The organism is Pseudomonas sp. v388 (assembly GCF_003935425.1).
Classification (GTDB): domain Bacteria; phylum Pseudomonadota; class Gammaproteobacteria; order Pseudomonadales; family Pseudomonadaceae; genus Aquipseudomonas.
Window position 1 is genome coordinate 557,874 of sequence record NZ_RHQN01000001.1, and the last position, 24,933, is coordinate 582,806.

Sequence of the window (24,933 nt, forward strand, 5' to 3'; positions counted from 1 at the left end):
CGCTCACGTCAACCATTCGGTTGAGGTATTCGGTTGGCATGGGTCGTGCTGTAGAAAAGCTGGTGCGGAAATCTTCCGCATTGGGCGCGGCCAGATGGCAATCGCACTAGCGAGGTGCATTTTCTGAAGCCGCGCCCTTAATACGGCAATACAGAGGTAGGTTCCGATGTTTGATACACGCAGGCTGAGCATAAGCTGTGAGGACTACGCAAGAAAAACCGTCTCGTTCCTCAAGCACAGCACAGGCTCATCTGCAGTGGTGTTCACCTGGTGGGAAGACCATTCTGAATTTCCCCCGACCATTCAACTCGGTGGGGATAGCCGCAAGATTCGAGAATACTATTGCGATTATCAGCGCAGTGACCCGATGCGCGCCGAGCGGTTGGCCGCCCTTGGCAAAACATTCGAAACACTCTCCGAGGCCTCGGAACAACATGACGAGGAGCTGCTTGAGCAGTATCAGCCCCACCTACACAAATACGGTGTCATAGAGGAGATCGATTTCATTTTCTGGGCGGGAGGGAAAGCCGTTGCCTCTGCTGCTCTTGTGCAGACTCAGGACACATCGACCTCCTTGGGTATCATTGCCCTCAAAGAAATGCAGGGTTACCTGCAGTATGGTTTTTCGCTGCTGCCGGCGGTGAAAATGCGAGACCGAGAGCAACGCCTGAGAGACAGATACAAACTGACGCCCAAAGAGATCGCAGTGGCCGAATTGCTCGTTCTAGGTGAGTCGAATAAGTCCATCGCATCATTGATGGACGTGGAGTTAGCGACCGTAAAAACCCACCTGATACACCTCTTTCAGAAACTCGAAGTGCAGAGCCGCAGCAAAGCGGTATCGTTATTGAACGCATAGCAAGCCGCGCCTGGACAACCAGTCCGAACGGCCGGGATCACGAATCGAAAAAGCCGCCCTAAGGCGGCTTATGATGCGTCAGTAGACGCCAGGCTCGGTTTATCACTGATGCATGGTATGTCTGTTTCTAGTGGGGTGCTTTCAACGGCCCCGCTGAAGTCCCGACGCTCGTATGCGCATCCAGGCTCTGACGCACAGCTTCGACTTGCTGCTGAGAAACCTCGCTCGCCTGGTTAGACCAGGCTTTCCTGATGAATGTAGCAAGCTCGGCGGCTTCATGATCATTCAATCGCCATGCAAATCCAGGCATAGGCAGGACTGATGGAGCTCTTTCTGTGGAAGGCGTCTTGGTGCCTGCCAAGATGACTTGAATGAGCGCAGTCGGATTTTCTGCGTTGACCACAGAAGCACCGTCAAGCTTCGGGAACACCTTGGGCGCACCATTGCCCGCCACAAAGTGACACGCGCCACAGTTGTCCAGATAGAGTCGCTCTCCCAAATTCAAATCTTTGGCAGCGGTGAGCTTCTTGATAGTCGCGTCGGTGCGCTGTGCTAGGTACTGATAGGGTTGCGGGCTGCCAGCTAGAGACTTGAGGTATGCCGCAATGGCATTTAGGTCAGCGTCGGTCATGTGCGACGTACTGTTGGCCACGACATCCGTCATTTCTCCTGCAACGGAAGCCTGAGCGTTGCGACCCATTCCTAAGTAGTCGACCAGCTCTTCCTGTGTCCAGTGCTGCACGCCGCGCAATGCCGGTACCGCCCATCCATTGAGCTCTGACCCGGTCAGATAGGTCTTGGACGAAGCATCCAGACCTTTTTCCTGCATGGTTAGCGCCCTTGGTGTATGGCAGGAGCCACAATGTCCCAAGCCCTCTACCAGATAAGCGCCCCGAGCGATATCGCCAGCCCCGACAGCAGCCATTTTCAGCGAAGAGGCGGCTGCTTCAGGAGAGGGTGAAAAGAACGTACGCCAATAAGCGAGCGGCCAGCGAAGCGACAGCGGCCAAGGTATGTCGTTAGTTTTGTTCGCCTGCTTGACGGGCGTTACACCGTTCATGAAATACGCGTAGAGCGCCTGTGTATCCTCGACGGTAGTACTTGCATACGATGGGAACGGCATAGCAGGATAGAGTGCACTTCCATCGTGACCGACACCACGGCGCACCGCTCGCTCGAAAGCTCCGTACGTCCAGTTTCCGATCCCGGTTTCTTTGTCGGGAGTGATGTTGGTGGAGTAGATCGTACCAATTGGCGATTTGATGCCAAACCCACCAGCAAATGGCTTTCCTTCGTCGTGCGCCGTATGACACGCCACGCAGTCTCCCGCCTTGGCCAGATACTCACCTTTGGCGATGAGCGAGGGCGTAATCTCGACTGACAGTGGCTCCGCTGGATCTCCGGATCGGTTGAGCACTGACGCAAACAACCAGGCCGCGATTGCGGCGACGAAACCAAGTGCCACCAGTACAAGCAGCAAAGAGCGAGTATTCAATTTCATCGTCGCGCTCCTCACGCTTGCACCAGTGGGCCAGGGTTTTTCAGGTATTGATCCTTGATCGCTTGAGCCGAGAACAAGGTCAGCGCTCCGATCATCGATGTCGGATTGGCCTGGAAATTTTGCGGGAAAGCGTTACCGCCGGGCACGAATACGTTATGCACGTCCCAGCTCTGCAGATAACGGTTAAGAGCGCTGGTCTGGGGGGAATCCCCCATGATGGCTCCGCCGACGTTGTGGGTGGAGACGTACTTTGTGATATCCCAGTGCGAATCCATTCCCAGGAAGCTCTCAGAGAAGCTATCCGGCCCAAGCTCCCTGGTAATGTTCAAGACAATCTTGCGCAAGTGCTGCTGAAGCTTCAGCTCATTCTGTTTCCAGTCAAAAGTGATCCGCAAAAGAGGCTGACCCCATGGATCCTTATAGGTCGGGTCGAGATCTACATAGTGATCGCGGTATGACATGCAGCCAGTAGAGATGCTGATCTTCATCGAGCGGCCATACCAGTCTGCAAGGCCTTCCTTCCACCCTGCTCCCCACTCAGGCGTGCCACTTGGCAACGAAGTCCCGATAGGTGCACCAGTGGCCTGGGAGCTGTGAATCTTGGCGCCCCCGATAAATCCTAAGGATGGGCCATCGAAATTGCCTGGAGAAACGTCGTTGAACATCTGCCCGGTCGCACCGGCCGTGGCGAACGGGTTGAAGTGCTTGTCCTTGAAGAACAGTGTTGCGCCGCCATTGCTCAAAAATGCGTAGTTGCGCCCCACCGTACCGGTACCGCTCACCGGGTCATATGGCTTGCCAATACCTGAAAGCAGCATCAAGCGCACGTTGACGAACTGAAAGCCTGCAAGCACGACGATCTTTGCGGGTTGGAACACTTCGTTGCCAGACGCGTCAGCGTAGGTCACGCCCTTCGCCGTCTTCCCATCTGCATGCAGATCAACCCGAAGGACGTTCGCCTGAGTACGATATGAGAAGTTGTCCATGCGCTTGAGCGCATCCAGCACGCTTGTCTGAGGTGACGCTTTGGAGTAATTCAGGCACGGGTATTTGCTGCAGTAGCCGCAGTAGTTGCACGGGGCTAGCTGGTTCCCGTAAGGATTTGTCCAGGCCCGTGATACGTTGGCTGATGGGTTGGGGAACGGGTGATACCCGAGCTTGCGCGCTGCATCTGAGAACATGGAGTTGTTCAGAGTGTCCTCGAGCGCGGGGAGCGGGTACGGATTTGATCGAGGGCCCTCGAAGGGGTCGCCTCCTACAAGAATCTGTCCGTTCAGGTTGCCAGTGTTGCCCGAAAGACCGCAGATTTTGTCGAACTTGTCCAGGTAAGGTTCGATTTCTTCCCAGGTGAACGGAAAGTCCTGGATCTGCATACCCTCGCCGAGAATGCCGGGCGCGTACGCCTGGTCAGCGTATGTCTTGAGTTTGATATCTGTCGGCGTCGGACGGATCAACACACCTGTCCAGTGCAGACCCGATCCGCCTACCCCAGTGCCAGGCACAAATGCGCCCCATTTTCGGGTAGGCAGGGCCGTGCTTTTCAGATCGTGACGTACAGTCAATGCACCGGCTTTGGGAGTAACCATGATTTTGTTGCGCACGCCATAGGCGTATTGATCAGCAGGCTTCGGATAGGCGAAGTCAGCGTTGACACGATCCTCCCCTCGCTCCAGTGCTCGCACTTTCAGACCGGCTTTAGCCAGTTCAATGCTCATCAGGGAGCCGGCCCAACCCAGGCCGACGACTACAACGTCAACTTCGTCATTGGTAATAGTTGGCATACAAAACCTTGAATTCATCAGGACAAAATTAGGGTTAGCCGCGGTCGCCGTTAAGACTTACAGGCCCAAGGGGGTATGGCACGTTGTGCTGCGCAACCCATTCCAGATAGCTGGCGCGAGCACCTGGGAACCCGATAGCGATCCACGCCTTCATGCCCTTGTTGCCGCCGTAAATCGGGTCGGACAGATAGCCCTGCTGGGTAAGGGTGAGCATTTCTGAAAAGAACAATTTGGATGGGAGGATGTCTTCGCCAAAATCTTTGAAGTTCACCTCGCCTGCCTGGATTTTCTTGAGGACATGGACACGCTCCTCAACGCTCAGAGCAGCGAAATTCGCTTTGTGATTTTGTTGGCACCATGCATCAACCGCGCCGATCCCTTTGCGATAGATCTGCTGAGGTATGTAGGGGATCTGATACCCAAGCGTCTTGGGAGCGTTGAGATCGAATGGGCCGTCGAGATAGATCTCGCTACCCAGATCGCCTGCCAATTGCTGATCCATAAAAATGGGTACATTGGTTTCCAGCGCTCCCGGCGTTTTGCCGCCAACGGGGATCAACTGATCACACGCGGCCATGATGAATGCCCACTCGCCCGGAGAGAAAAATGCCGGCTTATAGGTTTCGATGCTTGGGGCGGCCATCTCGGCTGCGGCAGCAGCCGTGAGCCCTTTAACCGTCACGCCCATCGCAGGTAGTGCAATCAGTGACGACAGTAGAAATTTTCGACGAGATGTAGGTCTGGTTAGAAGCATGTACGGGCTACCTATGGATGCTCAGAAGAACGTCCCGCCCAAGAGCAAGTCTCCACGTCTGATGCTGTGCAAACCGAAACTCCCTACACCAGGCTGTAGATTGCGCATCCCAAATCAGGATCAGGCTACAAACCGAGAGGCATGGCTTCGCCACTGCGAAATTGCTCGCGCTGAGTACGCCAAGCGAACTGATTTCGACACCGGTAAAGAGATGGGAGGCGGCAGATATTCGTCTGCTCTGATTGTGGTGTGTGCGAGCTAGGCCCCGGACTGTGACCGGGCCGGCATCAAGTGGTAGGACTGAATCACTTGGTCATCACGGGTTGTAGGACATGTTACCAGATGCAACAGAGAATGTAACCGCGAGTACAGATTTGCAGTTATCATCCTCACATGCAGGCATCTCCTGGCTTCGACCACAATTCGCCGCCCGTTCAAGGCAATGAGGGACGTACGAGTCACTATTACATCGCGTTCCGCGTGGCCATTGACTGGACGCTTGTTATACGAGTGACCCTGGCGGTGTACTCCGGCCGGTGGAAGCGGATGGAAGTACATGAGGAGAACTGGGGTAGGTTGCTTCTAAACGCAGATAGTTGAAAGCCGTGAATTGGCACGGCCGATTCACCCGTGTGATTGATGAGAACTAGAAGAAATGAAGAACAGCAAAATGCGTCTGAGAAACTGGCTTGGTTTTGCGATTTTCTTTGCTGGAGTGACGCTAATGATGGCCGAGGCTCTGAAGCCTCTTCTGAAATGAGTTCTCCCTTGCCACCTCACTTCGCAGCACCGAGGCGGCACGCAGGACGCCGCTCTGAAAAAAACTGAGAGGGATTAACCTTCGAACGCGAAAATCGGTCGTTCCGGTGATCCCTCGCTCATTCCATAACCTGGCCTAATAGTTTGAGCGATCTAGGAATGAGCGCGGCCGGCAGCATCGTCGTAATCTACGGGGGACAGCCTCCAGTGAGGAACGATTCGAAAACCTGAGTCATGTTTCCAACGGCTAGAGTAGTGGCATGGTTTAGCAAACGCTTAATGAGTTTTGCGAAGCTAGCCGCGTGAAGCTGTCCCTAAAATGTAGCGCTTAAATCAACCATGGATTTCGGGCCGCTTGGCCTGAGGCTTTAGTGATTTCGCACGCGAACCCGTTTGATCTCCAGACTGTGGCACACTAGCCGCCGTCTTGAGGCCTAGCGAGCTATTGTCTGTGAAAACCGAGTTTGTCCCACCGACCCCAAAAGGCCGTGAGCGAGTGGAGAATTTGCTGAGCGTTGCCACTGAAGTATTTCTGGCACAGGGCTATGACGGTGCAAGCCTGGAAGACATTATTTCAAAGTCGGGCGGCTCGCGCGCCACGGTATATAGAGCTTTTGGTGGCAAGCAGCAACTGTTTGAAGCTGTGATCGAGTCAATCTGTAATGGGTATAACCGACAGCTAAGCTCTATTGATTACGCGGCCGACTCTTTCGAGGCGGGTTTCCGCAGACTGGCCGTCTCGCTGGTTGACATCGCTGTCGACGAACGTCAAGTAGCATTTTATCGGTTGGTACTAGGCAACACCGCGAGGTTTCCTGTGGTGGGCACCACTTGGTACTCCAAGGGGGTGGGTGCTGTATCCGCTGTCTTCCAAAATTTTCTACGCAGCCATATTACTGCTGACCAGCGCGATGATGAGTGGATTCGAAGCTTGGCGGACGCATTACAGGGGACTTTGGTGTTCTGCCTGCTGAGCAATGCGGCCACGTCGTTGGTCACCCCGCCCGCAGGTGAAAGGTCTGCTGCAATCGAGACAGCCACCCGGCTGGCAACAATGGCTTATGAAGCCAGTGCTAAGTAATTCGCTTGCAGCGGGTAATGGGTTATACAAAAGCCGGGAACTCATGCCTGCCCTTCCTTCCTGACGCTTGCCGTCGAGACTTGCCAGTTCAACGATTCTTATTCGGATCCTAACCACCATCGCAGCCAATCTGGCTATGACCAGAGGAGCTATTCATCTCTGATTGTTGAACCTGCGCGAAACCATCGCAGGTAAAACAAACTCGCCTTAATTTGGTACTGATTAGTACACCAAGCAGCACATTCCCGGCTACAACCCGGAGCGATGTGCTTACCGCTATCTTCACTCGTAGGATCTACGCAACATGACTACCCCAAGATCAACAGCGATTCACAATCGCTGGCTTATCTGGCTCGCTGTCTTCGGAATGCTGGTGTTTGGCCTCCCCTACACCGCACTCGGTGCCTATCTCGCATCACTGGGAGGCAGTTGGTACTTTCTATTGGCGGGACTCGGATTCATTGTCAGTGCGGTCTTGACTGCGCGTCGCCAACTTGCTGGTTTCTGGCTGTTTACAGCCATCATCGTTGCGTCCGTGGCGTGGTCGCTTATTGACGTAGGGTTGCAATTCTGGCCATTAATCTCGCGCCTTTTCGCCCTCGGGGTGCTCAGCTTTGTTGTATCGCTGACCTATCCGACTGCGCGCAAGTCGGTCGGTCTAAACGCTGGCGCCGCCGGATACTCGACGGCGGGAATCCTCGCATTGGCCTTGGTCGCCGGTTTCTGGGGTATGTTTCAACCTCACAATCCAATCAACGGGCAGGGCCCAGGCTTAACCAAGGTCGATCCTGCTCATGCGCAGAAGAATTGGGAGTTCTACGGTAACGACGTCGGCGGAAGTCGCTTTGCTGCACTAGATCAAATCAATCGGGACAACGTCTCGAAATTGGTACCTGCCTGGACTTTCCACACAGGTGACGTCGCCCTCAGCGATGGCAATGGAGCAGAAGACCAACTGACCCCGATGCAGATTGGCAACAAGGTTTTCATCTGCACCCCTCACAACAACATCATCGCCCTTGATGCCGATACGGGTGAGCAGCTCTGGAAGCACGAAACCAATGCTCAAACCAAGCTCTGGCAACGCTGCCGTGGCATGGCGTACTTCGATGCCACTGCGTCCATCGTGCAGCCTTCTGACGGCAGCACTCCAGTGCCCCCTGTTGCAGTGCCAGCCGGGGCCAACTGCCAACGTCGTATCCTCACGAACACCATCGATTCGCGCTTGATCGCTGTAGACGCTGACACCGGTGAACTTTGCCAGGGCTTCGGAAACAACGGCGAGGTCAATCTCAAAGCTGGCATGGGCGATATGCCTGACTCTTACTACTCACTTTCCTCCCCACCTCAGATGGCAGGTACCACAGTAGTAGTCGGCGGCCGTATTGCCGACAACGTTCAGACCGATATGCCAGGCGGCGTTATCCGCGGCTTTGATGTCATCACTGGGGCTATGCGCTGGGCCTTTGACCCGGGCAATCCAGACGATAGACAAGCTCCTGTTGACGGCAAGACGTACGTTCGAAGCACGCCGAATAACTGGGCTCCGATGACCTATGAGCCAGCGTCGAACACGATCTATCTGCCAATGGGTAGCTCTTCGACCGATATCTATGGTGTTGAGCGAACCGAGCTGAATCATAAATATGGCGCCTCTGTTCTTGCCCTGAACGCCACTACAGGTGAGGAGAAATGGGTCTATCAAACCGTTCACAATGATCTGTGGGATTTTGATTTGCCGATGCAGCCAAGTCTCGTAGACTTCCCCGTCGACGGCAAACCGGTGCCCGCCATCGTGATCGGCACAAAAGCCGGTCAGCTTTTTGTTCTTGATCGCAAAACCGGAAAGCCGCTGACTGAGGTTAAGGAAGTACCCGTCAAGGCAGCCAACATCCCTGGCGAGCAGTACTCACTGACTCAGCCAAAATCGCTTGGTATGCCTCAGATCGGGGCTCCTACCTTGACGGAATCGGACATGTGGGGTGCCACACCGTTCGATCAGATGCTTTGCAGGATCGCTTTCAAGAAGATGCGGTATGAAGGATTGTTCACCGCGCCTGGTACCGATCTGTCGTTGAGCTTCCCAGGATCGCTTGGCGGCATGAACTGGGGCGGTCTGTCCTTCGACCCAGTCCACGGCTACATCTTTGCGAACGATATGCGGCTTGGCCTCTGGGTCACGATGACGCCTCAGAAGCAAGGTGAGAAAACCGCCTCCGGCGGTGAAGCCCTCAACACAGGCATGGGAGCGGTGCCGCTGAAAGGTACGCCGTACTCCGTGAATAAAAACCGGTTCCTGTCAGTCGCAGGGATTCCTTGTCAGGCGCCTCCGTTTGGTACCTTGACCGCGATCGATATGAAAACGCGAAGCATCGCCTGGCAGGTTCCAGTCGGCACTGTGCAGGACACTGGCCCACTTGGCATCAAGATGCATCTGCCGTTGCCAATCGGGATGCCAACACTTGGCGGCACCCTCTCGACTCAGGGCGGCCTCCTGTTCATTGCGGGCACCCAGGATTACTTCTTGCGTGCCTATAACACAGCGAATGGAGCGGAGATCTGGAAAGCCCGTCTGCCAGTGGGTAGCCAAGGTGGCCCGATGACCTATGTATCGCCTAAAACGGGCAAGCAATACGTCGTCATTACCGCTGGCGGCGCACGCCAGTCGCCTGATCGCGGCGACTATGTCATTGCCTACGCATTGCCTGGCGAAAAATAGAAACTGAGCCAAGCATCAACGCAAGTACGCTTTTACAGCTAGGAAGTGCGCACGCCCGTGCGCACTTTCAATTCGTCTCGCCTTTAGGAGGATCGCCTGCCTCTTCACGGCCAATTCGATCCACAATTCCGATACTTATTGCTGTCCACCATTCACTCGCGCCGACATTGCTGATCAGTGCTTCACTCTGAGCAATGGCACGGTATTCAGCACTTCTAAAAAAGTCTTCGATGTCATTCATGCTCGTAAAGCTCATCAGTGTCACCCCATCTATCCAGCTTGCGTCAGGATGAAAGAAGGGTTTGCCAGCCTTGGTTGGCCCGACGTTATGAAGCTGAACATAGCGCTTGATCAGTGAGTTCGCGTTGCTTCTGATCACATCGCCATGTTCATTCAACCATCGATGATGAAATGTCACTCTGTCCAACGCGAGTGAACGCACATGCAGCTTTACCAAAACGATGGTTTCGTTAGCGGTAGAGCTAGGGATGATGATGTACTCCCGGGCGAGAATGGGTGCCAAGTCCTGGAAAATGCTTTGGTCGTCCGCCAAGACTCTTTGCCTCGTCCGCCCTGCACCGAACACAACAGGAATGTCGTCTACGGCAGAAAAGGTCAGGTAGGAGGCACCATCCCAATGAGGCCGCTGACGCGTCCCTTTGGGCACGGTGGCGGAAGACCAAAGCGTCCCTAGCTGATCCAGGCAGACATTGTAGGGAGGGGCCGCTACTTGAGAGGGGCCGGGGGCGAAGCGATGCAGCTGAACGTATCGGTGCAGGCGCTCGATCGAGTTATCACCGGCTTCATCTGTGTGTATGAAACAAGGGGCATGGACTTGTCGCCAGTAGGCTCCCCATTGGTCTGCGGACGTTGTGGCCTGGTCAGACGTTGGGAAAGCTCGACAGCTGACTCCCGGGCTATTCAGATGATCACGGCTGAGCTCAACAGAGCGCGTAAGCAATGAGAATAATACAGTCAATGGTTCTTGGCTGTGATTACGAGGTTGAAGATACGGCAAGCGCAAAAGACGGTCTTCAATAATTTCCAACATTCTATACGGTGACCCTGCAAAGATAGCGGTGGCATAGCTAGATCAGGGCCCGTTACAAACGCATGAGCAGTTTCGGAAAACTGAAACACTGCTTTCCATTGCCAGGAAGAATGGGCGATGAGCGACTTATGCTAAATGTGAGGCGCCGATGAAGTACACCTCAGATGCATCGCAACTGAGTTGACTGGCATTCGTCTATTACTTCTAGGCAGGCTGTTATGCTCGGCTGCGCGTTAAATGCGCACCCTTCGTCGACCACGATTTCGACACGCATTGTCACTACCAACAATCCAAGTTGCGCAGCTCTGGATGCTGAACAGCTGTGCCCGTGCTTGGCCCCAAAAAAGGTAACAATATGAGCGAAACGAAACCCGCAACCAGTCGAACAGCGCCCGCGCTATTTGGTTGCGTCCTCTTGGCGTGCGGACTCGCGCTCGCCATTGGCGGCGCGATGCTGGTGAAATTAGGTGGTTCAGGGTATTACCTGATCGCCGGCATCACCTGCCTGATTAGTGGCTTCTTTTTTCTGAGAGGCAGACGTAGTGGTTTCTGGGTGTTTTCCGGACTCTTCGTCGGCACCCTCCTATGGGCATTGAACGAAGTGGGGCTCCAATTCTGGCCTTTGATACCAAGGCTGTCCGGTGTTTTCATCCTGGCAATTCCTGCACTCCTCCTCGCCCCGAGACTCCAAGGCAAAGCGACCTCAGCTCGACAGTGGTACGTCGCAGCCTCAGTCATGACAATTGCAGTGATTGCAGGCTTCGCGGCAATGTTTTCCCCTCACGGATTAATTAGCAATCCTGGTGAGGACGTCATAACCAACACGGCTGACAACGGCATTAGTTCTGACTGGAGCGCATACGGCAAGTCCCCCTCGGGCACCCGTTTTGTAACCGCAGAGCAAATCGATAAAAAGAATGTTGGCCACCTGAAAGTCGCTTGGACATTCAGAACGGGTGAGCTGCCCATTAATGGTTCTGAGAATCAGAACACTCCCTTGCAGGTGGGTGACACGCTGTATGTGTGCACACCCCTCAACCAGGTCATTGCCATCAATGCAGATACGGGCGAAGAACGCTGGCGCTTTAACCCGGAAGTCAAAGGGAATGGAAAATGGCAGCGTTGCCGTGGCGTTAGCTACTTTGATTCAGCCACCAACAGTTCAGCCGTTGCTTCGGCTTCTGAGCAGGCAACTTCTGATCAGTCATGCAGCAGACGGATATTCACCTCTACCGTTGATGGCCGGCTGATCGCCCTGGACGCAGCGACAGGCCGCCAATGTGAGAGTTTCGGCGAAAAGGGTGTCGTCAATCTCAAGCAAGGTCTGGGCGAGATCAAGAATGCGTTCTACGTGCCGACCTCTGCACCAACGGTCGGCAAGGGCTTAGTCATGGTCGGTGGCTGGGTGTACGACAACCAGGAGGTGAACGAACCTTCCGGTGCGTTCCGTGCTTACGATGCACGTACAGGCAAGATCGCGTGGGCTTGGGATGTTGGGAACCCTAATCTTCAGGTTCCCCCACCTGCTGATTATCTCTACACCCGTGGCACCCCCAACGTTTGGAGCACGCCTGCGGTGGATGAGAAGTTGGGACTTGTCTACCTGCCAACCGGCAACGCGACTCCAGACTACTACGGCGCAAAGCGCCGGGATTTTGATGAAGCCAACTCGTCGTCGATCGTTGCTCTCGATATCGCCACCGGCAAGGTCGCCTGGAAGTTTCAGACCGTTCACCACGATCTTTGGGACTACGATGTGCCCGCCCAACCTGCCCTGGTCGACCTTCCTGGTGCTCTGGGTGTGAAGGTGCCGGCACTGGTGCAGGTGACCAAGCGCGGCCAGATCTTCGTGTTGAATAGGCAGACCGGTGTCCCTGTGCGCAAAGTGGAAGAGCGTCCTGTGCCGCAAGGTGCAGCGCCTGGCGACTTTGTTTCCGCCACGCAGCCCTACTCTACTGAAATGCCCGTCATCGGTACCAAGCGCCTGGTGGAGTCGGACATGTGGGGGGCGACTATCTTCGATCAGATGTTGTGTCGCATTACTTTCAAATCTGTGCGCTATGACGGAGAGTTCACGCCCCCTCGCCCGGACTCGACCGGACTCCAGTTTGCGGGCAACTATGGTGGCATGAACTGGGGAAGTGCCTCGGTGAACGAAGACACGGGTACGCTTATCGTCAACGACATTCGCCTGCCGTTGCTCTCGACCCTGGTTACACCGCGAGCGCTGGGCGAGTCCCAAAGCACCGGCGTTCATGACGGGAAGAACCTCTATTCGCCCCAGTCCGGATTGCCATACGCGGTCGTGACCAGCCCTTTCATGTCCCCTCTGGGCATTCCGTGCATTGCACCCCCTTTTGGCACCATCTCAGCGGTAGATCTGCATACCGGCCAACTGCGCTGGCAGCGTCCAGCCGGCACTGTCAGTGACACTCGCTTGGCCGATATCCGACTCGGGATGCCAGTGCCTCTAGGTATGCCTACGCTGGGTGGCCCATTTACCACTCGTTCGGGCTTGGTGTTCCACTCTGGAACACAGGATTACTTCCTGCGCGCTTATGACCAGGCGTCCGGCGATGAGCTATGGAAAGCTCCATTGCCTGTAGGATCGCAGGCGACCCCAATGAGCTATGTCTCTCCCAAAACCGGCAAGCAATACGTCGTCGTGACTGCCGGGGGCTCACGCCAGTCCCCTGACCGCGGGGACTACATCATCGCCTACTCGCTCCCAGGGAAAGCACTGAAATGAACAAAGGGGGGACATCCACACCCGGATGTCCCCCCTTTTGATGCAGCCCCTTAGAGCAACCTCCTACTTTCGAACCCCCGCAACCCCGTTAGAAAATAGAGATCGGATAGTCGATGATCACCCTGATTTCATCATCATCAGGATAGCGGTACCCTGTGGACGATCGATGAGTGGCTTGTCTCAACCGTACAGAAAGATCTTTGGCAGGCCCCGACTGCACCACATACCGCGCCTCAATATCTCGTTCCCAGTGACGAGGATCAGATCCAGCGGGGTACACGAATCGTCGGGTGTAGAAGGTGTTGTTGCTGTCGCGGTTGGAGACCTGGTCACCTGTGACGTAACGGGTCATGAAGGTCAAACCGGGCACGCCGAAAGCAGCCATGTCCAGATCATAACGGGCCTGGAACGATCGTTCGTTTGGCTCAGTGAACGTTGCATACTGCACGGCGTTCGCCAAGGACACCGACCCACCCATGGTACCGAATGCCGCCCAATCCATAGGTTCGTCGCTGTCTACTTTCTGATAAGCGAGGGTGAACGTGTGTTGCAGATACCGATATCCAACCGAGATTGACCAAGTGGTGTTGTTGATCACGCTGGCGAGTTGGCGTCCTGTATCAAGCGTCCTGTAAAGGTTAGCGTCAACGAGAACTGCCTGAGCTTGATCAATCTCATAACGGTAATTGACGTTGGCATAGTACTGACGCCAGACGTCTTCCAGTTCAGAGCCATACAGCGAAAGCTTCAAATCCTTGTCGACCGTGTATTTACCACCCACATAGCTTACCGAATCGATGGATAGTGGAAGAGCGTAGTCTGTGGTTATCGGGTCATCGTTGTTGCTTGAATCCACGCCACCTCTGGAGAAGAAGTGGCCAGAGTCCAGGTGCAACTTGTCCACGTTCCAGCCGAGCATCCAACCGGTGGCAGAACTTGGAAACAGTCGAACCTGGTTGACCGCAAACACTGGAACATTGGGAAACAAGTTGCCATATTGGAACAAGCCGTCTTGGTAACGAATTTTGAATGATCCGCCTGCTTTGTTGAAGCTGTCCTCGGGCTTGCCATCTCCACCAATGGGCATCAGGCGAAGCCCGGTTCGCCCACCGCCGCTATCAAGCTTGAAGCCTTGAAAGCTATAGGCATCCACGCCGAACCCCACCACGCCTGGTGTAAAGCCGGAGGTGAAGTTTGCCATGAAACCCTGTGCCCACTCTTCTTGGTAACCATTGCGGTCAGCAATGGGTTTCGAGGCATTGGTGCCGGTGCTGCTACTTCCACCGTTGCGAAAGTCCCGATTGAAATAAAAATTTCGCGCGGTGACTGTCAGCTTGCTGTCGTTGAAGAAATCTGAAGGTTGTTCCGGCGCAGCCTTGGCCTCAAGACAGACGAACGGAATGAGCGCCAAGCAAGTAACTCGGTGAGTAGCCATAGGATTGCATCCATCTCTTATTTTTGTAAAAAGGACTGCTTGTTATAGGGTTTTGGTAAGACTAGATTTTCAGTTTTCGGGTCAACCCTTCCTGAGCTACATGAGCTACTAAATCACCGTTAGTGTTGTAGATCGCCCCTCGCGCCAGCCCCCTTCCCGCACCAGACCAAGGGCTTTCGGTTGAGTACAACAACCAATCATCAACTTTCACGTCTTGATGAATCCACAACGCATGATCAAGACTCGCTACTTGCATGTCGCTCTGCAGATCAGACACCCCATGGGGTAACAATGAGGTGATCAACAATCCAACGTCACTGGCGTACGCGAGTACCGACCTGTGGAGCAACTGATCCGCCGGCAGTTGTCCAGCTGTCTTGAACCAGAAACGTTTAAGGGGCTCCCTGGGCACAGGTGTGCTGGGATCGATCGGCTCGACTGGTCGTATCTCAATCGCTTGAGCGGCCAAGCTTCTTGTCCTCACTTCTTGGGCTAAACCCTCATCGCCTTTGAGTAGCTCGATTTCCAGGGGCAGCGAAAACGCCTCTGGCACTGCGGGCATCACCGTCTGAAAACTCAGCCCCTCCTCAGGAATGTGAAAAGAGGCCGAGCCTGTGAAAATCGGCTTGCCGTCCTGACTCGCAGTGATCTGCCGCGTACTGAAACTGCGGCCGTCATGAAGCGAAGCAACTTGATAGAGAACTGGTTTGGAGGCTCTTCCCCTTCGTATGAAATACCCATGAATCGAATGGATCGTTTTAGCGCACTCCACCGTCAGACTTGCTGCCGCTACAGCTTGCCCAAGCACCTGACCTCCAAAAAGCTGAGGCAGGTGCAGCTCCTGGCTTGGCGCCCGGAAAATCCCCTCCTCGATGGTTTCGAGGTTGAATATGTTAATGAGCTCGGCCAGTGCATGAGACATAGGTGGCACCGTATGACTAGGTAGTGGGAAATCCGTGGAGCGTCTACGGCACCTCAAATGCCCTTGTATTGGGGTACCCGTTTTTCGGTGAATGCGCTGATCCCCTCCTTGAAATCGTCACTGAGCAACACGCGTCGAAACGCTGTTCGCTCCAATTCAAGTGCAGCATCCAGACCACAGTCCTCACCACGGCGTATCACCTGGAGCGAGGCCCGAACTGCAAGAGGGCCGTTACGCACTATCTGCTCTGCAATATCAAAAGCCCTGGCGATCAATTGCTCGGGCTTCAAGAGCTCACTGACCAGCCCTTCAGATAGAGCACGCTGCGCAGTGATCGGCTCGCCAGTAAGGATCATCTGAGTCGCCAGGGATGCAGAAACCGCTCTGGACAACCGGGTCACGCCTCCTGCGCCGGCAATCACTCCCCAGCGAGGTTCTGGCAAAGCAAACTTCGAATGGTCGACCGCAATTCGAATGTCACAAGACAACGCGATTTCCAGTCCCCCGGCGTACGCCAGACCATTAATTGCCGCGATAATCGGTTTGGTAGTGGGCGACCTGCGGTTGATGCCACAAAAATCTCCGTCGTCCAGCTCCCGCTGCGCCCGTTCGCGCAGGTACGGCAAAAAGGTTCCGATGTCGGCGCCTGAGCAGAATGCCTTCGGCCCCTCACCCGTAATGATCACTACATGTATTTGATCGTCCGAGTTCACCTTCGGCCAGATTTGCTGAAAGGCCAGATGTGATTCGAGGTCGATGGCATTCATCGCTTGCGGTCGGTTGATGGTGACCAGGCCGACGTTTCCTACTTTCTTAAAGTCGATGGACATGGCGAGCTCTCTCAAGTGACGGGTTCAAAGCGCTGACGCAGCTCGCGCTTGAGAATCTTGCCGTTGTGGTTGAAAGGCATGTCCTCGTATGCGATGAACTCGATTCGCTTAGGAATTTGGTAGCTTGCGAGCCGCTCCCGCGCATGGAGCAAAATCGAATCCTGGTCTTGGGTGCAATTGGCTTTGAGGACGATGATGGCGGTGACTTCTTCTCCCCATCGCTCATTGCTCAGACCAACCACGGCGACTTCTCTAACATCCGGGTGTTTGGAGAGCGCAGCCTCGACCTCTTGCGAGTAGACGTTAAGCCCACCCGTCTTGATCATGTCCTTGAGGCGATCGTAAAAGTACACATAGCCATTGCTGTCCATGTGTGCCAGGTCGCCAGTATGCAACCAACCATCGGCATCCATGACTTGCGCGGTAGCCTCCGACCGGTTGTGGTAGCCCAGCATCACCGTCGGCCCGCGTAAGACAATCTCTCCAACTTCCCCTGGCGCAGCTGTGCGTCCATTGGCATCGTGGATCTTGACCTCAACGTTTATGAAAGCCTTGCCGATGGAATCTGGTGCCTTGGCGTAATCCTCTTCCTTGAGCACAGTCGCGATCGGCCCAGCTTCGGTCAGTCCGTACTGGTAGAAGATCTCCACACCAGGAACACACGCTTTCATCGCCTCTCGATCGTGTGCTGTGAGAATTCCACTGCCGACATACCAGCGACGAAAACTCGACAAATCGAGAGACTTCGAAAGTGGGTGCAGAATGAACTCCCTGGTGAGGGATGGCGGCATGAAGGTGTTGGTGACACGCTCCTGAGCAATGGTGTGCAGCACGTCCTCGGTTGAGTACTTTTCAAGGATCGTTGCTGTGGCACCCAGATACAGGTGAGGCAGTAGCCAGCAATTCAGGGCGGCGGAGTGATGCAGCGGCGTTGCGATAAGCGTGTTGTCGGTCTCGACCATCCGGGTATCGATGATCTCGTCCATGCTGTTCCAGTAGAGGTTGGCGTGACTCAACAACACGCCTTTTGAACGTCCGGTGGTGCCGCCTGTGTAGAGGATGACCGCAGGGGCGTTTGAGTCGATCTGAGCAACGGGCAGCGCAGTATCGGAGGAGTTCACGGCGAACTCGGCAAGCGCTTCAAGTGCGACAACGGGTATCGTGAGGTTGTCCAGCAGGGACTGGAACGTTTCGGTGTGATGATGGGACACGAAAATCAGCTTCGCCCCCGAATCATCCAGCAGAGCAGCCAACTGCTCGGGAGTCTCTCGGTAGTTCAGAGGCACCGCCACCGCACCGGTTTTCACTACGCCGAAAAAAGCTTCTACCCAGCTTCGACTTGCTGAAGCAATGAATGCGACGCGGTCACCGCTTTCAATACCGGAAGCCGCCAGTGAACGAGCAACCCCGCAGGCGCTGCGCTCGAGCTCTTCATAGGTGGAACGACCGGTTTTATCGATGAGCGCGACCTTGTCAGGGTAGCGCTCGGCATTATGAGTGATGTGTCCACCCAGCAGCATACGACTCGACATAAGATCTCCTTTTGTAATTGTTATGACCCTGGCAACGCCGACTTGGAAGGCGAAACCGTACCAAGCTATGGCAGCTAGAATACCTAACGCCCGTTCGTTTTCAAGCCGAAAAATTAATAAAACGACGACATGCTTCGGCCATTCTGTTGCAGAAGCGGGCAAAAAACATGATGCATGACTCAGTATTCGCTTGTTTTTAAGCCGAAAAACGAGAAATATAACGGCTGTTAGTTTCTATTACAAAAACAACAAGGCGACTACGATGGGCATACCTTCTCTCGATTTATCTGGCAGCATCACGTTGATCACCGGTGCTGGGCGTGGCAATGGTGCCGCTCTGGCACAAGGCTTCGCGCGAGCGGGCTCGACGGTGCTGGTGGTCGATATTGACGCTGAAACCGCGAAACAAACCGCTGCCGAGATCACGGCATCAGGCGCTAAAGCGTATAGCTATCCGCTGGATATCAGAGATGAGCAGGCGTGCCGTGACCTTGCTGATCAGGTTGCGCGAGAGATCGGCACCATCTCCACGCTGGTGAATAACGCCGGGTTGTTGTTTCGTGGGCCCTTTGAAGGTTCGACTACCCCTTCTCAATGGCGTCGAACAGTCGATGTGAATGTCACTGGAATGCTCAACATGACCCACGCCTTCTTGCGGCACTTGAAGACCAATAAGGGATCGGTACTCAACATAGCCTCTATCTGCGCTTACGCTTCCGGGGTCGAATTAAGTACGTATTCCACATCCAAAGGAGCAGTGCTGCAGTTCACCAGGGCCTTGGCATCTGAGCTCGCCGAGCACGGCGTAAGGGTCAATGGCATCGCACCAGGATCTTTCCCTACGGCGATGTCCGCGGCAACGCGCGAAGATGCCACCAAACTCCAAACTTTCCTGAGCCACGTTCCTATGGGGCGTACAGGAGAACCAGAAGAACTCGTGGGGCCGGCTCTATTTCTGTCCTCGGCGCTTGCAAGCTATATTACCGGCGCAATGCTGCCCGTTGACGGCGGCTATCTGACACGCTGAGCGGTCAGCCCCACACAATTCGAGACAAGAGAACCAATGCGACCAGTCGGCGCGAAAAGAGAAGTCACCGAACAGGCTATCCATACTGCGGGTGTAGAGCTGATCAGCACATATGGCTACGAGGCCATGACGCTGCGGATGCTGGCGGAAAAAGTGAACATGAAGGCAGGTTCGCTTTATAACTATTTCAAGACGAAGCAAGAGTTCCTGGCGATCGTTTTGAAGGCAGTCATGCGGGATTTGCTGATGGAGTTCACCGAGCGGGTGGATCTGCAACCGACTACCCTCGCCCGCTTTGAGGCCATGGTGATCGTCCACATCGACTTTCACACACGTCGCCGCCAGGAGGTCTTCATCGGCAACATGGAGCTACGAAGCCTCGATGAAGAAAACTACAAGATGGTTACGCGGCTGCGATCTGAGTACGAGCGGCGGGTGCGTCAGATCGTTGAGGAAGGGGTAGCCGAAGGTGTCTTTCAAGTTACCGACTGCAACCTCACCAGCAAGGCTCTGATCTCGATGCTGACCGGTATATGCTCGTGGTACGACCTCAATGGCCGCTTGACCATCGACGATCTGGAGAAGCAGCACATTGAGCTTGCGCTGCGCATGGTTGGCTACCAGACACCGCAGTGAATACAAATAAAAACCCCATCAAGCGATGGGGTTTTTAGTATCAGGCCTTGTATCTGGCCAGGCTCCCTCCGCGCATGACCTTGCCAGGTAGTTGGCGACCAAACACGGATTCGGCCAAGTGAGCCGCCTCGATCAGCTTCTCAAGGTCGACTCCGGTTTCGATCCCCATCTCTTCACACATGAACACCAAATCCTCAGTGCAGATGTTTCCTGCTGCACCTTTATGCCCCGCAAATGGACAGCCACCCAATCCCGCACAAGAACTGTCGTACTTGGCCACACCCAGTTTCAGCGCGGCGTACACGTTGGCCAGCCCGGTTCCGCGGGTGTCGTGCAAATGGAGTGCTAAAGGAAGGTCAGGCCAGCTCTCGCGAACGGCGCCAATCGTGCGCTCCATCAACAACGGATTGGCCCAGCCAACGGTGTCAGCCAGGTATACGCCCTTCAGAGATACGCCGGCTTCGGACGCCAGGCTCAGCACCTCCCCGACCATACGGACAACTTGAGGGATCGGCATGTACCCTTCGTAGTTGCAGCCAAAGGCGGTCATCACGTAACCCCATTCGACCTGCACATCGTGCTCAGCATAGGACTTGAGCCAGGCGCGCTGCTCTTCCAGCGTCTGCTCGATGTTCTTGTTGGTGTTCTTGGTCGAAAAGGTTTCAGACGCGGTCACTCGAATGGCGCCGACCACATCGAGTGGCGACGCGTAAGCGCGTTCCAAGCCCTGCTGGTTGAGCCATAGGCCGGTGTATCGTACGCCGACTTTCTTTCGGATAGCGGCGGCCAATTCATCAGCGTCAGCCATGCCTGGTACGCGCTTCGGGTTCACGAAGGACACACAGTCGATCTGCTTCAAGCCCGTCTCAGCCAGCGCTTCGATCAACTCGACCTTGCGCGAGACCGGAATCGGATTGGGCTCGATCTGAAACCCCTCACGAGGCCCCTCTTCATTGATGGCAATACGTTTTGGCAAATCAGACATTGAGATTACTCCAGGTTCTGGCCAGCGAAGTCCCCTTCCAGGAACTTGTTGGGACGCAGGAAAAACGAGATGACCAATGCTCCATTCGGAGATCGGGCCAAGTGCCTGTTGCCACGTGGACGCCACACAAAGTTGCCCGCAGTGACCTCGCCCTCGTCGTCCACAATGCTTCCCTCAAGCACATAGGTCTGCTCAATCTCGACGTGCTCATGCAGTGGCAGGCGTGTTCCGGGCGCCCAGCGAAACAGGGCGGTCAGCAAGCCGGTCTCTTGATCCTGAAGCAGGATCTTCATGTCGATACCGGGCGTAGGCGTTGGCTTCCATGGGAGGTGATCCAGATCCACATAGCGCGATGCCAACGCCGGCAATGCATCCAGCTCCGGAAGATTCGGGGTAATAGCGACCATGTCATCGTCTCCTTCAGGCTGGTTGCGCGACAGGAAAAAGGGTGTCTGCATGCTCGTCAATGAAGCGCGTGTGCACTCGTGTTTCGACGTATGCAGGGCATTCCAGCACTCTCAAGAGAAACTCGCGATTGGTTCGCAAGCCTGTGATTTGAAGTTTGCGCAACGCCTGACCCAGACGCTCAACCGCTTGGTGGCGATCGGCACCATGGGCAATGATCTTCATGACCATTGGATCGTAGAACGGGGTAATCCGATCACCTGCGACGAATCCCGAGTCGATCCGCACGCCTTCCACGACGGGAAGCTCAAGTCCTTCGATAAGCCCGGGAGCAGGCATGAACTTGCGTTCTGGGGTTTCAGCGTAGATGCGCGCTTCGATGGCATGCCCTTGCTGCGCGATAAGGTCTTGAGCCAATTCCTGACTCAAATCCTCACCCAGAGCATGGCGAATCTGGGCGGCTACCAGGTCAACATCAGTAATCGCTTCCGTAACGGGATGCTCTACCTGGATGCGGGTGTTCATCTCCAGAAACGCATAACTCTGCGTTTCATCGTCGTACAAGAATTCCACGGTGCCAGCCCCGTCATAGCGACACGCCTCGGCTAACCGCACTGCCGCGGCCGCCATCGCACTGATGACAGTACGCGGTACACGTGGAGCCGGCGACTCCTCCAAGACCTTCTGGTAGCGACGCTGGATCGAGCAGTCACGCTCGAACAGATGGACGGCCTTACCGTTACCAAACCCGAATATCTGCACCTCAATGTGTCGGGCGCTCAGGATCAGTTTTTCAAGAAATACCGTACTGTCCCCGAATGCTCTTTCTGCCATCCGCTGCGTACTGGCGACGGCTTCGACTAGCTGCTCTTGGGCGTACACGGGCTTGAGGCCGATGCCTCCCCCGCCGGCTGACGCCTTTACCAGCAGCGGATAGCCCACTACTGCAGCAGCGCGGATGAGCGCTTCAGGATCCTCCGCGGTGACGTTTTCGGCTGCAGGTTGAACAGGAACCCCCGCTTCAATCGCCAGGTGGCGGGAGCGTTGCTTGTCCCCCATCGCCTTGATCACCGCCGCGGTGGGGCCAATGAAAACGATGCCCGCAGCGCTACACGCGTCCGAAAAAGCAGTGTTCTCCGATAGGAAACCATACCCTGGATGAACTAAGGTCACGCCATTGGCCTTGGCCACTTCCAGAACCTTGTTAGCGTCAAGATAACTCTCGGATGCCTTGGCAGGCCCCAAGAGAAATGCCTCATCTGCAGCTTTAACGTGCTGCGAGGTCGCATCAGCCTCGGAGTAGACCGCAACGGTGGGAATTCCGAGCGACTTCGCTGAGCGAATCACCCTGCAAGCAATTTCCCCTCGGTTCGCGACCAGTAATTTTTGTTGTGTCACGGCAACCTCCAATATCTAACGATTGTAAGTATCCCCAGCAGCATGTGGGTGCGGCCTAGCAAGCCCAAACAGCGGCCATGCTGCACACACTGAAAGAAAAAACTGCAGAGGGTTGTGCTGCGAATTCAGCGTAGCTATATTCAGGAAAACTAACAACCGTTCGTTAAAACAAAAAAGGAGACGACTGTGACCTCCACTGAACTGCTGATCAACCGCCAGGGTGGGCGGGCAACCATAACAATCAGCAACCCCTCCAAGCGCAACGCGATTGCCACGCATACCGCCAGCGATCTGGTTCAAACACTCCGCACGCTGGATCAGGAACCCGACATCCGAGTCATCGTGATCACTGGTGAAGGTGAATGCTTTTCTTCCGGTGGCGACTTGGATGAGTTCCTGGCGACAGTTGACTCCGGGGCTACGCGCCTATGGGAAACCGGTGAGCCATGGCAGGAGCTGTTTGGCCTGATTCCCAAGCTCTCCAAACCTGTGATTGCGCGGGTGGTCGGCCCTGCCATGGCAGGCGCCTGCGGCCTGGTGGCAGCGTGCGACTTCGCATACGCCAGTGACGACTCGTCCTTCGGGTCGCCAGAAATCAAGATTGGGTTGTTCCCTCTTTTCATCCTCCCTGCGCTCGTCAATCGGATGGGCAGCCGCCACGCGCTGGATTTGGCGCTCACGGGTAGAACAATCAGCTCATCCGACGCAGTCCGAATGGGGCTGATCAATGCCGCGGTAGAGGTAAACCAACTCGATGACCTCATCGCTTCGCAGGTGAACGCCTTCATCAAGCTCGAGCCCGAAACGGTTAAGCGCGGCAAACACGCGTTCCACAAGATCGCCTCGGCGGGCTTCGAAGAGGGGCTGGAGCTCGCACGAGGTCTGCGCCCGGCATTCATGTGCTCGGAAGAGCTTCGTCGCGGCATCGAGAAATTTTTCACCGGTAAGGGAGTTAAGGCATGAGCGGAATCGAGAACGTCAAAGAACTTCAGCGCCGGGTCGAAATTGCCTTGGCTGGCGGTTCCGATAAGGCAAAGGAAAAACACAAGGCTCAAGGCAAGATGCTCGTGCGCGAACGCCTTGAGCGCATCTTCGATAAGGGTGAATACCTTGAAGATGGCCTGCTGGTGGGTGCGTCGCGAGGTATGCCAGGAGATGCAGTCGTTACCGCCATCGGCAAGATCGACGGCCGTGAAGTTGCGGTCATTGCCAACGACATGACAGTTAAAGCCGGAACCTGGGGGTATCACACATTCCGCAAGATCGTGCGAATGCAGGAGATCGCTGTCGCCAGCAAAATGCCCATCATCTATTTGGTGGACAGTGCTGGGGCGCGTATCGATAGCCAGTTCGACTGCTATCTCGGCCGCATCGCATGGGGGAACATCTTCTACACCCAAGTGCAGATATCCGGTGTGGTGCCACAGATATGCGTCCTGTTTGGCCCCTCCCCAGCCGGGTCTGCTTACGTGCCTGCCCTATGCGACCTCATCATCATGGTCGACAAGCAAGCGACGGCGTATCTCGGATCCCCGCGCCTGGCAGAGATGGCGATCGGTGAGAAAGTTACCGAGGAACAAATGGGTGGCGCGCGCATGCACTGCGCTGTGAGCGGACTGGGTGACTATCTCGCTCAGACTGAGGAAGAAGGTCTGCAGGCCGCAGTTGATTACCTGCGATTCTTCCCTTCGCACAACAGTGATATGCCGCCGCTGCGCGAGGCTCGTTCCCCCGCATCAACTCGTAAACTCAGCGAGATTGTTCCGCCCGATCAGAACCGCCCATTCGACGTTAAAGAGCTGGTTGAGTCGCTGGTCGATGCGGACAGTCTCTTTGAGGTCAAAGCCCTGTTCGCGAAAGAAATGTTCACCGGCCTTGCGTATCTGGGCGGTCGCCCTGTCGGGATCGTTGCCAACAATTCGAAGAACAAGGGCGGCGTGCTGTTCAATGACAGCGCTGACAAGGCCACTCGCTTCATCTGGGCGTGCAACGCATTCAACGTTCCCCTGCTGTTCCTGCAGGACATCAGTGGCTACATGATCGGTAGCGCTGTCGAAAAAGCAGGAATCATTCGCCACGGGGCCAAGCTCCTGCACGCTGTCTGCGAAGCCAAGGTGCCAAGAATCTCCGTGATGATTCGCAAGGGCTACGGCGGTGGCTATCTCGCGATGTCCGGCGGGCCAACTCAACCCGATGCTCAACTCGCGCTCCCGGGGGCCATGCCTGCCTTGATGGGCCCTGAAGCTGCAATCAACGCCATCCACTTCAACGAAATTCAGGCGATGGAGCCGGAAGCCCGCGAACGCTTCATCAGTGAAAAGCGCCAGGAATATGCCAAGGACATCAATGCCTTCGACCCGGCTGACCAGTTCTCTTTCGAGGCAGTCGTCGACCCGGATGCCCTTCGTGACGACCTGATTCGCCGGTTCAACATCTACAGCCGTCGCGCCATCCCGCGCATCGATCGCCGCAACGGCATCTACCCCGTTTAACCGTAGCCATATAAGAA

At 55.3% G+C, this 24,933-nt stretch carries 19 protein-coding genes; 8 read left to right on the top strand and 11 right to left on the bottom strand.

The window, feature by feature from the left end:
• Window positions 1-166: 166 nt before the first annotated feature.
• On the top strand, window positions 167-859 hold the full coding sequence (locus EGJ27_RS02445) for a response regulator transcription factor (protein WP_125829121.1): 693 nt from the start codon (window positions 167-169) through the stop codon (window positions 857-859).
• A gap of 127 nt (window positions 860-986) precedes the next feature.
• Here EGJ27_RS02445 and EGJ27_RS02450 read toward each other — a convergent pair whose 3' ends face one another.
• Genes EGJ27_RS02450 through EGJ27_RS02460 form a run of 3 tightly spaced genes read right to left on the bottom strand, consistent with a single transcriptional unit; the run spans window position 987 to window position 4,895 of the window.
• A complete protein-coding gene (locus EGJ27_RS02450) occupies window positions 987-2,360 on the bottom strand; it encodes a cytochrome c (RefSeq protein WP_125829122.1) in 1,374 nt (457 codons plus the stop codon).
• A gap of 11 nt (window positions 2,361-2,371) precedes the next feature.
• A complete protein-coding gene (locus EGJ27_RS02455; protein ID WP_125829123.1) occupies window positions 2,372-4,141 on the bottom strand; it encodes a GMC family oxidoreductase in 1,770 nt (589 codons plus the stop codon).
• Between the two features lie 34 nt (window positions 4,142-4,175).
• Window positions 4,176-4,895, bottom strand: a complete 720-nt coding sequence (locus EGJ27_RS02460) for a gluconate 2-dehydrogenase subunit 3 family protein (protein WP_125829124.1) — start codon at window positions 4,893-4,895, stop codon at window positions 4,176-4,178.
• Window positions 4,896-6,105: 1,210 nt separating this feature from the next.
• On the opposite strand from EGJ27_RS02460, the gene EGJ27_RS02465 reads away from it, so the two are divergent.
• On the top strand, window positions 6,106-6,735 hold the full coding sequence (locus tag EGJ27_RS02465) for a TetR/AcrR family transcriptional regulator (RefSeq protein ID WP_158619326.1): 630 nt from the start codon (window positions 6,106-6,108) through the stop codon (window positions 6,733-6,735).
• Window positions 6,736-7,039: 304 nt separating this feature from the next.
• Complete coding sequence (locus EGJ27_RS02470; protein WP_125829126.1) at window positions 7,040-9,454, top strand: glucose/quinate/shikimate family membrane-bound PQQ-dependent dehydrogenase; 2,415 nt, start codon at window positions 7,040-7,042, stop codon at window positions 9,452-9,454.
• Between the two features lie 67 nt (window positions 9,455-9,521).
• Here the strand turns inward: EGJ27_RS02470 and EGJ27_RS02475 are convergent, their stop codons facing one another.
• On the bottom strand, window positions 9,522-10,505 hold the full coding sequence (locus EGJ27_RS02475) for an EthD domain-containing protein (RefSeq protein WP_125829127.1): 984 nt from the start codon (window positions 10,503-10,505) through the stop codon (window positions 9,522-9,524).
• Between the two features lie 355 nt (window positions 10,506-10,860).
• On the opposite strand from EGJ27_RS02475, the gene EGJ27_RS02480 reads away from it, so the two are divergent.
• Complete coding sequence (locus EGJ27_RS02480) at window positions 10,861-13,254, top strand: membrane-bound PQQ-dependent dehydrogenase, glucose/quinate/shikimate family (RefSeq protein ID WP_125829128.1); 2,394 nt, start codon at window positions 10,861-10,863, stop codon at window positions 13,252-13,254.
• A gap of 88 nt (window positions 13,255-13,342) precedes the next feature.
• On the opposite strand, the gene EGJ27_RS02485 is transcribed toward EGJ27_RS02480, so the two are convergent.
• The 4 genes from EGJ27_RS02485 to EGJ27_RS02500 all read right to left on the bottom strand — a co-directional run bounded on the left by EGJ27_RS02485 (window position 13,343) and on the right by EGJ27_RS02500 (window position 17,973).
• Window positions 13,343-14,689, bottom strand: coding sequence for an OprD family porin (locus tag EGJ27_RS02485; RefSeq protein ID WP_125829129.1), 1,347 nt, complete (start codon window positions 14,687-14,689; stop codon window positions 13,343-13,345).
• A 61-nt stretch (window positions 14,690-14,750) separates the two neighbouring features.
• The gene (locus tag EGJ27_RS02490) at window positions 14,751-15,611 is read right to left on the bottom strand and encodes an acyl-CoA thioesterase II (protein ID WP_125829130.1); all 861 of its coding nucleotides are present in this window, start codon (window positions 15,609-15,611) and stop codon (window positions 14,751-14,753) included.
• 53 nt (window positions 15,612-15,664) lie between these two features.
• A complete protein-coding gene (locus tag EGJ27_RS02495; RefSeq protein WP_125829131.1) occupies window positions 15,665-16,441 on the bottom strand; it encodes an enoyl-CoA hydratase/isomerase family protein in 777 nt (258 codons plus the stop codon).
• Between the two features lie 11 nt (window positions 16,442-16,452).
• Entirely contained in the window at window positions 16,453-17,973 is a 1,521-nt protein-coding gene (locus tag EGJ27_RS02500; protein ID WP_256672627.1) for a class I adenylate-forming enzyme family protein, read from the bottom strand.
• 262 nt (window positions 17,974-18,235) lie between these two features.
• Here EGJ27_RS02500 and EGJ27_RS02505 point away from each other — a divergent pair, with 262 nt between their 5' ends.
• Window positions 18,236-19,000, top strand: a complete 765-nt coding sequence (locus EGJ27_RS02505) for an SDR family NAD(P)-dependent oxidoreductase (RefSeq protein ID WP_125829132.1) — start codon at window positions 18,236-18,238, stop codon at window positions 18,998-19,000.
• A 36-nt stretch (window positions 19,001-19,036) separates the two neighbouring features.
• Window positions 19,037-19,636: a TetR/AcrR family transcriptional regulator gene (locus EGJ27_RS02510; RefSeq protein WP_125829133.1), complete on the top strand. Its 600-nt coding sequence runs from the start codon at window positions 19,037-19,039 to the stop codon at window positions 19,634-19,636.
• A gap of 40 nt (window positions 19,637-19,676) precedes the next feature.
• Here EGJ27_RS02510 and EGJ27_RS02515 read toward each other — a convergent pair whose 3' ends face one another.
• The 3 genes from EGJ27_RS02515 to EGJ27_RS02525 are packed head-to-tail and all read right to left on the bottom strand — an operon-like array spanning window position 19,677 to window position 22,424.
• Entirely contained in the window at window positions 19,677-20,621 is a 945-nt protein-coding gene (locus EGJ27_RS02515; RefSeq protein WP_125829134.1) for a hydroxymethylglutaryl-CoA lyase, read from the bottom strand.
• A 5-nt stretch (window positions 20,622-20,626) separates the two neighbouring features.
• A complete protein-coding gene (locus tag EGJ27_RS02520; RefSeq protein ID WP_125829135.1) occupies window positions 20,627-21,028 on the bottom strand; it encodes a cupin domain-containing protein in 402 nt (133 codons plus the stop codon).
• 13 nt (window positions 21,029-21,041) lie between these two features.
• Window positions 21,042-22,424: an acetyl/propionyl/methylcrotonyl-CoA carboxylase subunit alpha gene (locus tag EGJ27_RS02525; protein WP_125829136.1), complete on the bottom strand. Its 1,383-nt coding sequence runs from the start codon at window positions 22,422-22,424 to the stop codon at window positions 21,042-21,044.
• A gap of 186 nt (window positions 22,425-22,610) precedes the next feature.
• Between EGJ27_RS02525 and EGJ27_RS02530 the strand changes: the two genes are divergently transcribed.
• Together EGJ27_RS02530 and EGJ27_RS02535 are read left to right on the top strand one after the other, a co-directional pair.
• Entirely contained in the window at window positions 22,611-23,387 is a 777-nt protein-coding gene (locus EGJ27_RS02530) for an enoyl-CoA hydratase/isomerase family protein (protein WP_125829137.1), read from the top strand.
• Window positions 23,384-24,916, top strand: coding sequence for an acyl-CoA carboxylase subunit beta (locus tag EGJ27_RS02535; RefSeq protein WP_125829138.1), 1,533 nt, complete (start codon window positions 23,384-23,386; stop codon window positions 24,914-24,916). Before EGJ27_RS02530 ends, EGJ27_RS02535 begins: the two co-directional genes overlap by 4 nt.
• The last annotated feature ends 17 nt before the right edge of the window (window positions 24,917-24,933 follow it).

What these genes read in the sequence shown, in the direction of transcription:
- EGJ27_RS02445 (WP_125829121.1), top strand. Translation starts at nt 167, where the DNA reads ATGTTTGATACACGCAGGCTGAGCATAAGCTGTGAGGACTACGCAAGA.
- EGJ27_RS02450 (WP_125829122.1), bottom strand. Translation starts at nt 2,360, where the DNA reads ATGAAATTGAATACTCGCTCTTTGCTGCTTGTACTGGTGGCACTTGGT.
- EGJ27_RS02455 (WP_125829123.1), bottom strand. Translation starts at nt 4,141, where the DNA reads ATGCCAACTATTACCAATGACGAAGTTGACGTTGTAGTCGTCGGCCTG.
- EGJ27_RS02460 (WP_125829124.1), bottom strand. Translation starts at nt 4,895, where the DNA reads ATGCTTCTAACCAGACCTACATCTCGTCGAAAATTTCTACTGTCGTCA.
- EGJ27_RS02470 (WP_125829126.1), top strand. Translation starts at nt 7,040, where the DNA reads ATGACTACCCCAAGATCAACAGCGATTCACAATCGCTGGCTTATCTGG.
- EGJ27_RS02475 (WP_125829127.1), bottom strand. Translation starts at nt 10,505, where the DNA reads ATGTTGGAAATTATTGAAGACCGTCTTTTGCGCTTGCCGTATCTTCAA.
- EGJ27_RS02480 (WP_125829128.1), top strand. Translation starts at nt 10,861, where the DNA reads ATGAGCGAAACGAAACCCGCAACCAGTCGAACAGCGCCCGCGCTATTT.
- EGJ27_RS02485 (WP_125829129.1), bottom strand. Translation starts at nt 14,689, where the DNA reads ATGGCTACTCACCGAGTTACTTGCTTGGCGCTCATTCCGTTCGTCTGT.
- EGJ27_RS02490 (WP_125829130.1), bottom strand. Translation starts at nt 15,611, where the DNA reads ATGTCTCATGCACTGGCCGAGCTCATTAACATATTCAACCTCGAAACC.
- EGJ27_RS02495 (WP_125829131.1), bottom strand. Translation starts at nt 16,441, where the DNA reads ATGTCCATCGACTTTAAGAAAGTAGGAAACGTCGGCCTGGTCACCATC.
- EGJ27_RS02500 (WP_256672627.1), bottom strand. Translation starts at nt 17,973, where the DNA reads ATGTCGAGTCGTATGCTGCTGGGTGGACACATCACTCATAATGCCGAG.
- EGJ27_RS02505 (WP_125829132.1), top strand. Translation starts at nt 18,236, where the DNA reads ATGGGCATACCTTCTCTCGATTTATCTGGCAGCATCACGTTGATCACC.
- EGJ27_RS02510 (WP_125829133.1), top strand. Translation starts at nt 19,037, where the DNA reads ATGCGACCAGTCGGCGCGAAAAGAGAAGTCACCGAACAGGCTATCCAT.
- EGJ27_RS02515 (WP_125829134.1), bottom strand. Translation starts at nt 20,621, where the DNA reads ATGTCTGATTTGCCAAAACGTATTGCCATCAATGAAGAGGGGCCTCGT.
- EGJ27_RS02520 (WP_125829135.1), bottom strand. Translation starts at nt 21,028, where the DNA reads ATGGTCGCTATTACCCCGAATCTTCCGGAGCTGGATGCATTGCCGGCG.
- EGJ27_RS02535 (WP_125829138.1), top strand. Translation starts at nt 23,384, where the DNA reads ATGAGCGGAATCGAGAACGTCAAAGAACTTCAGCGCCGGGTCGAAATT.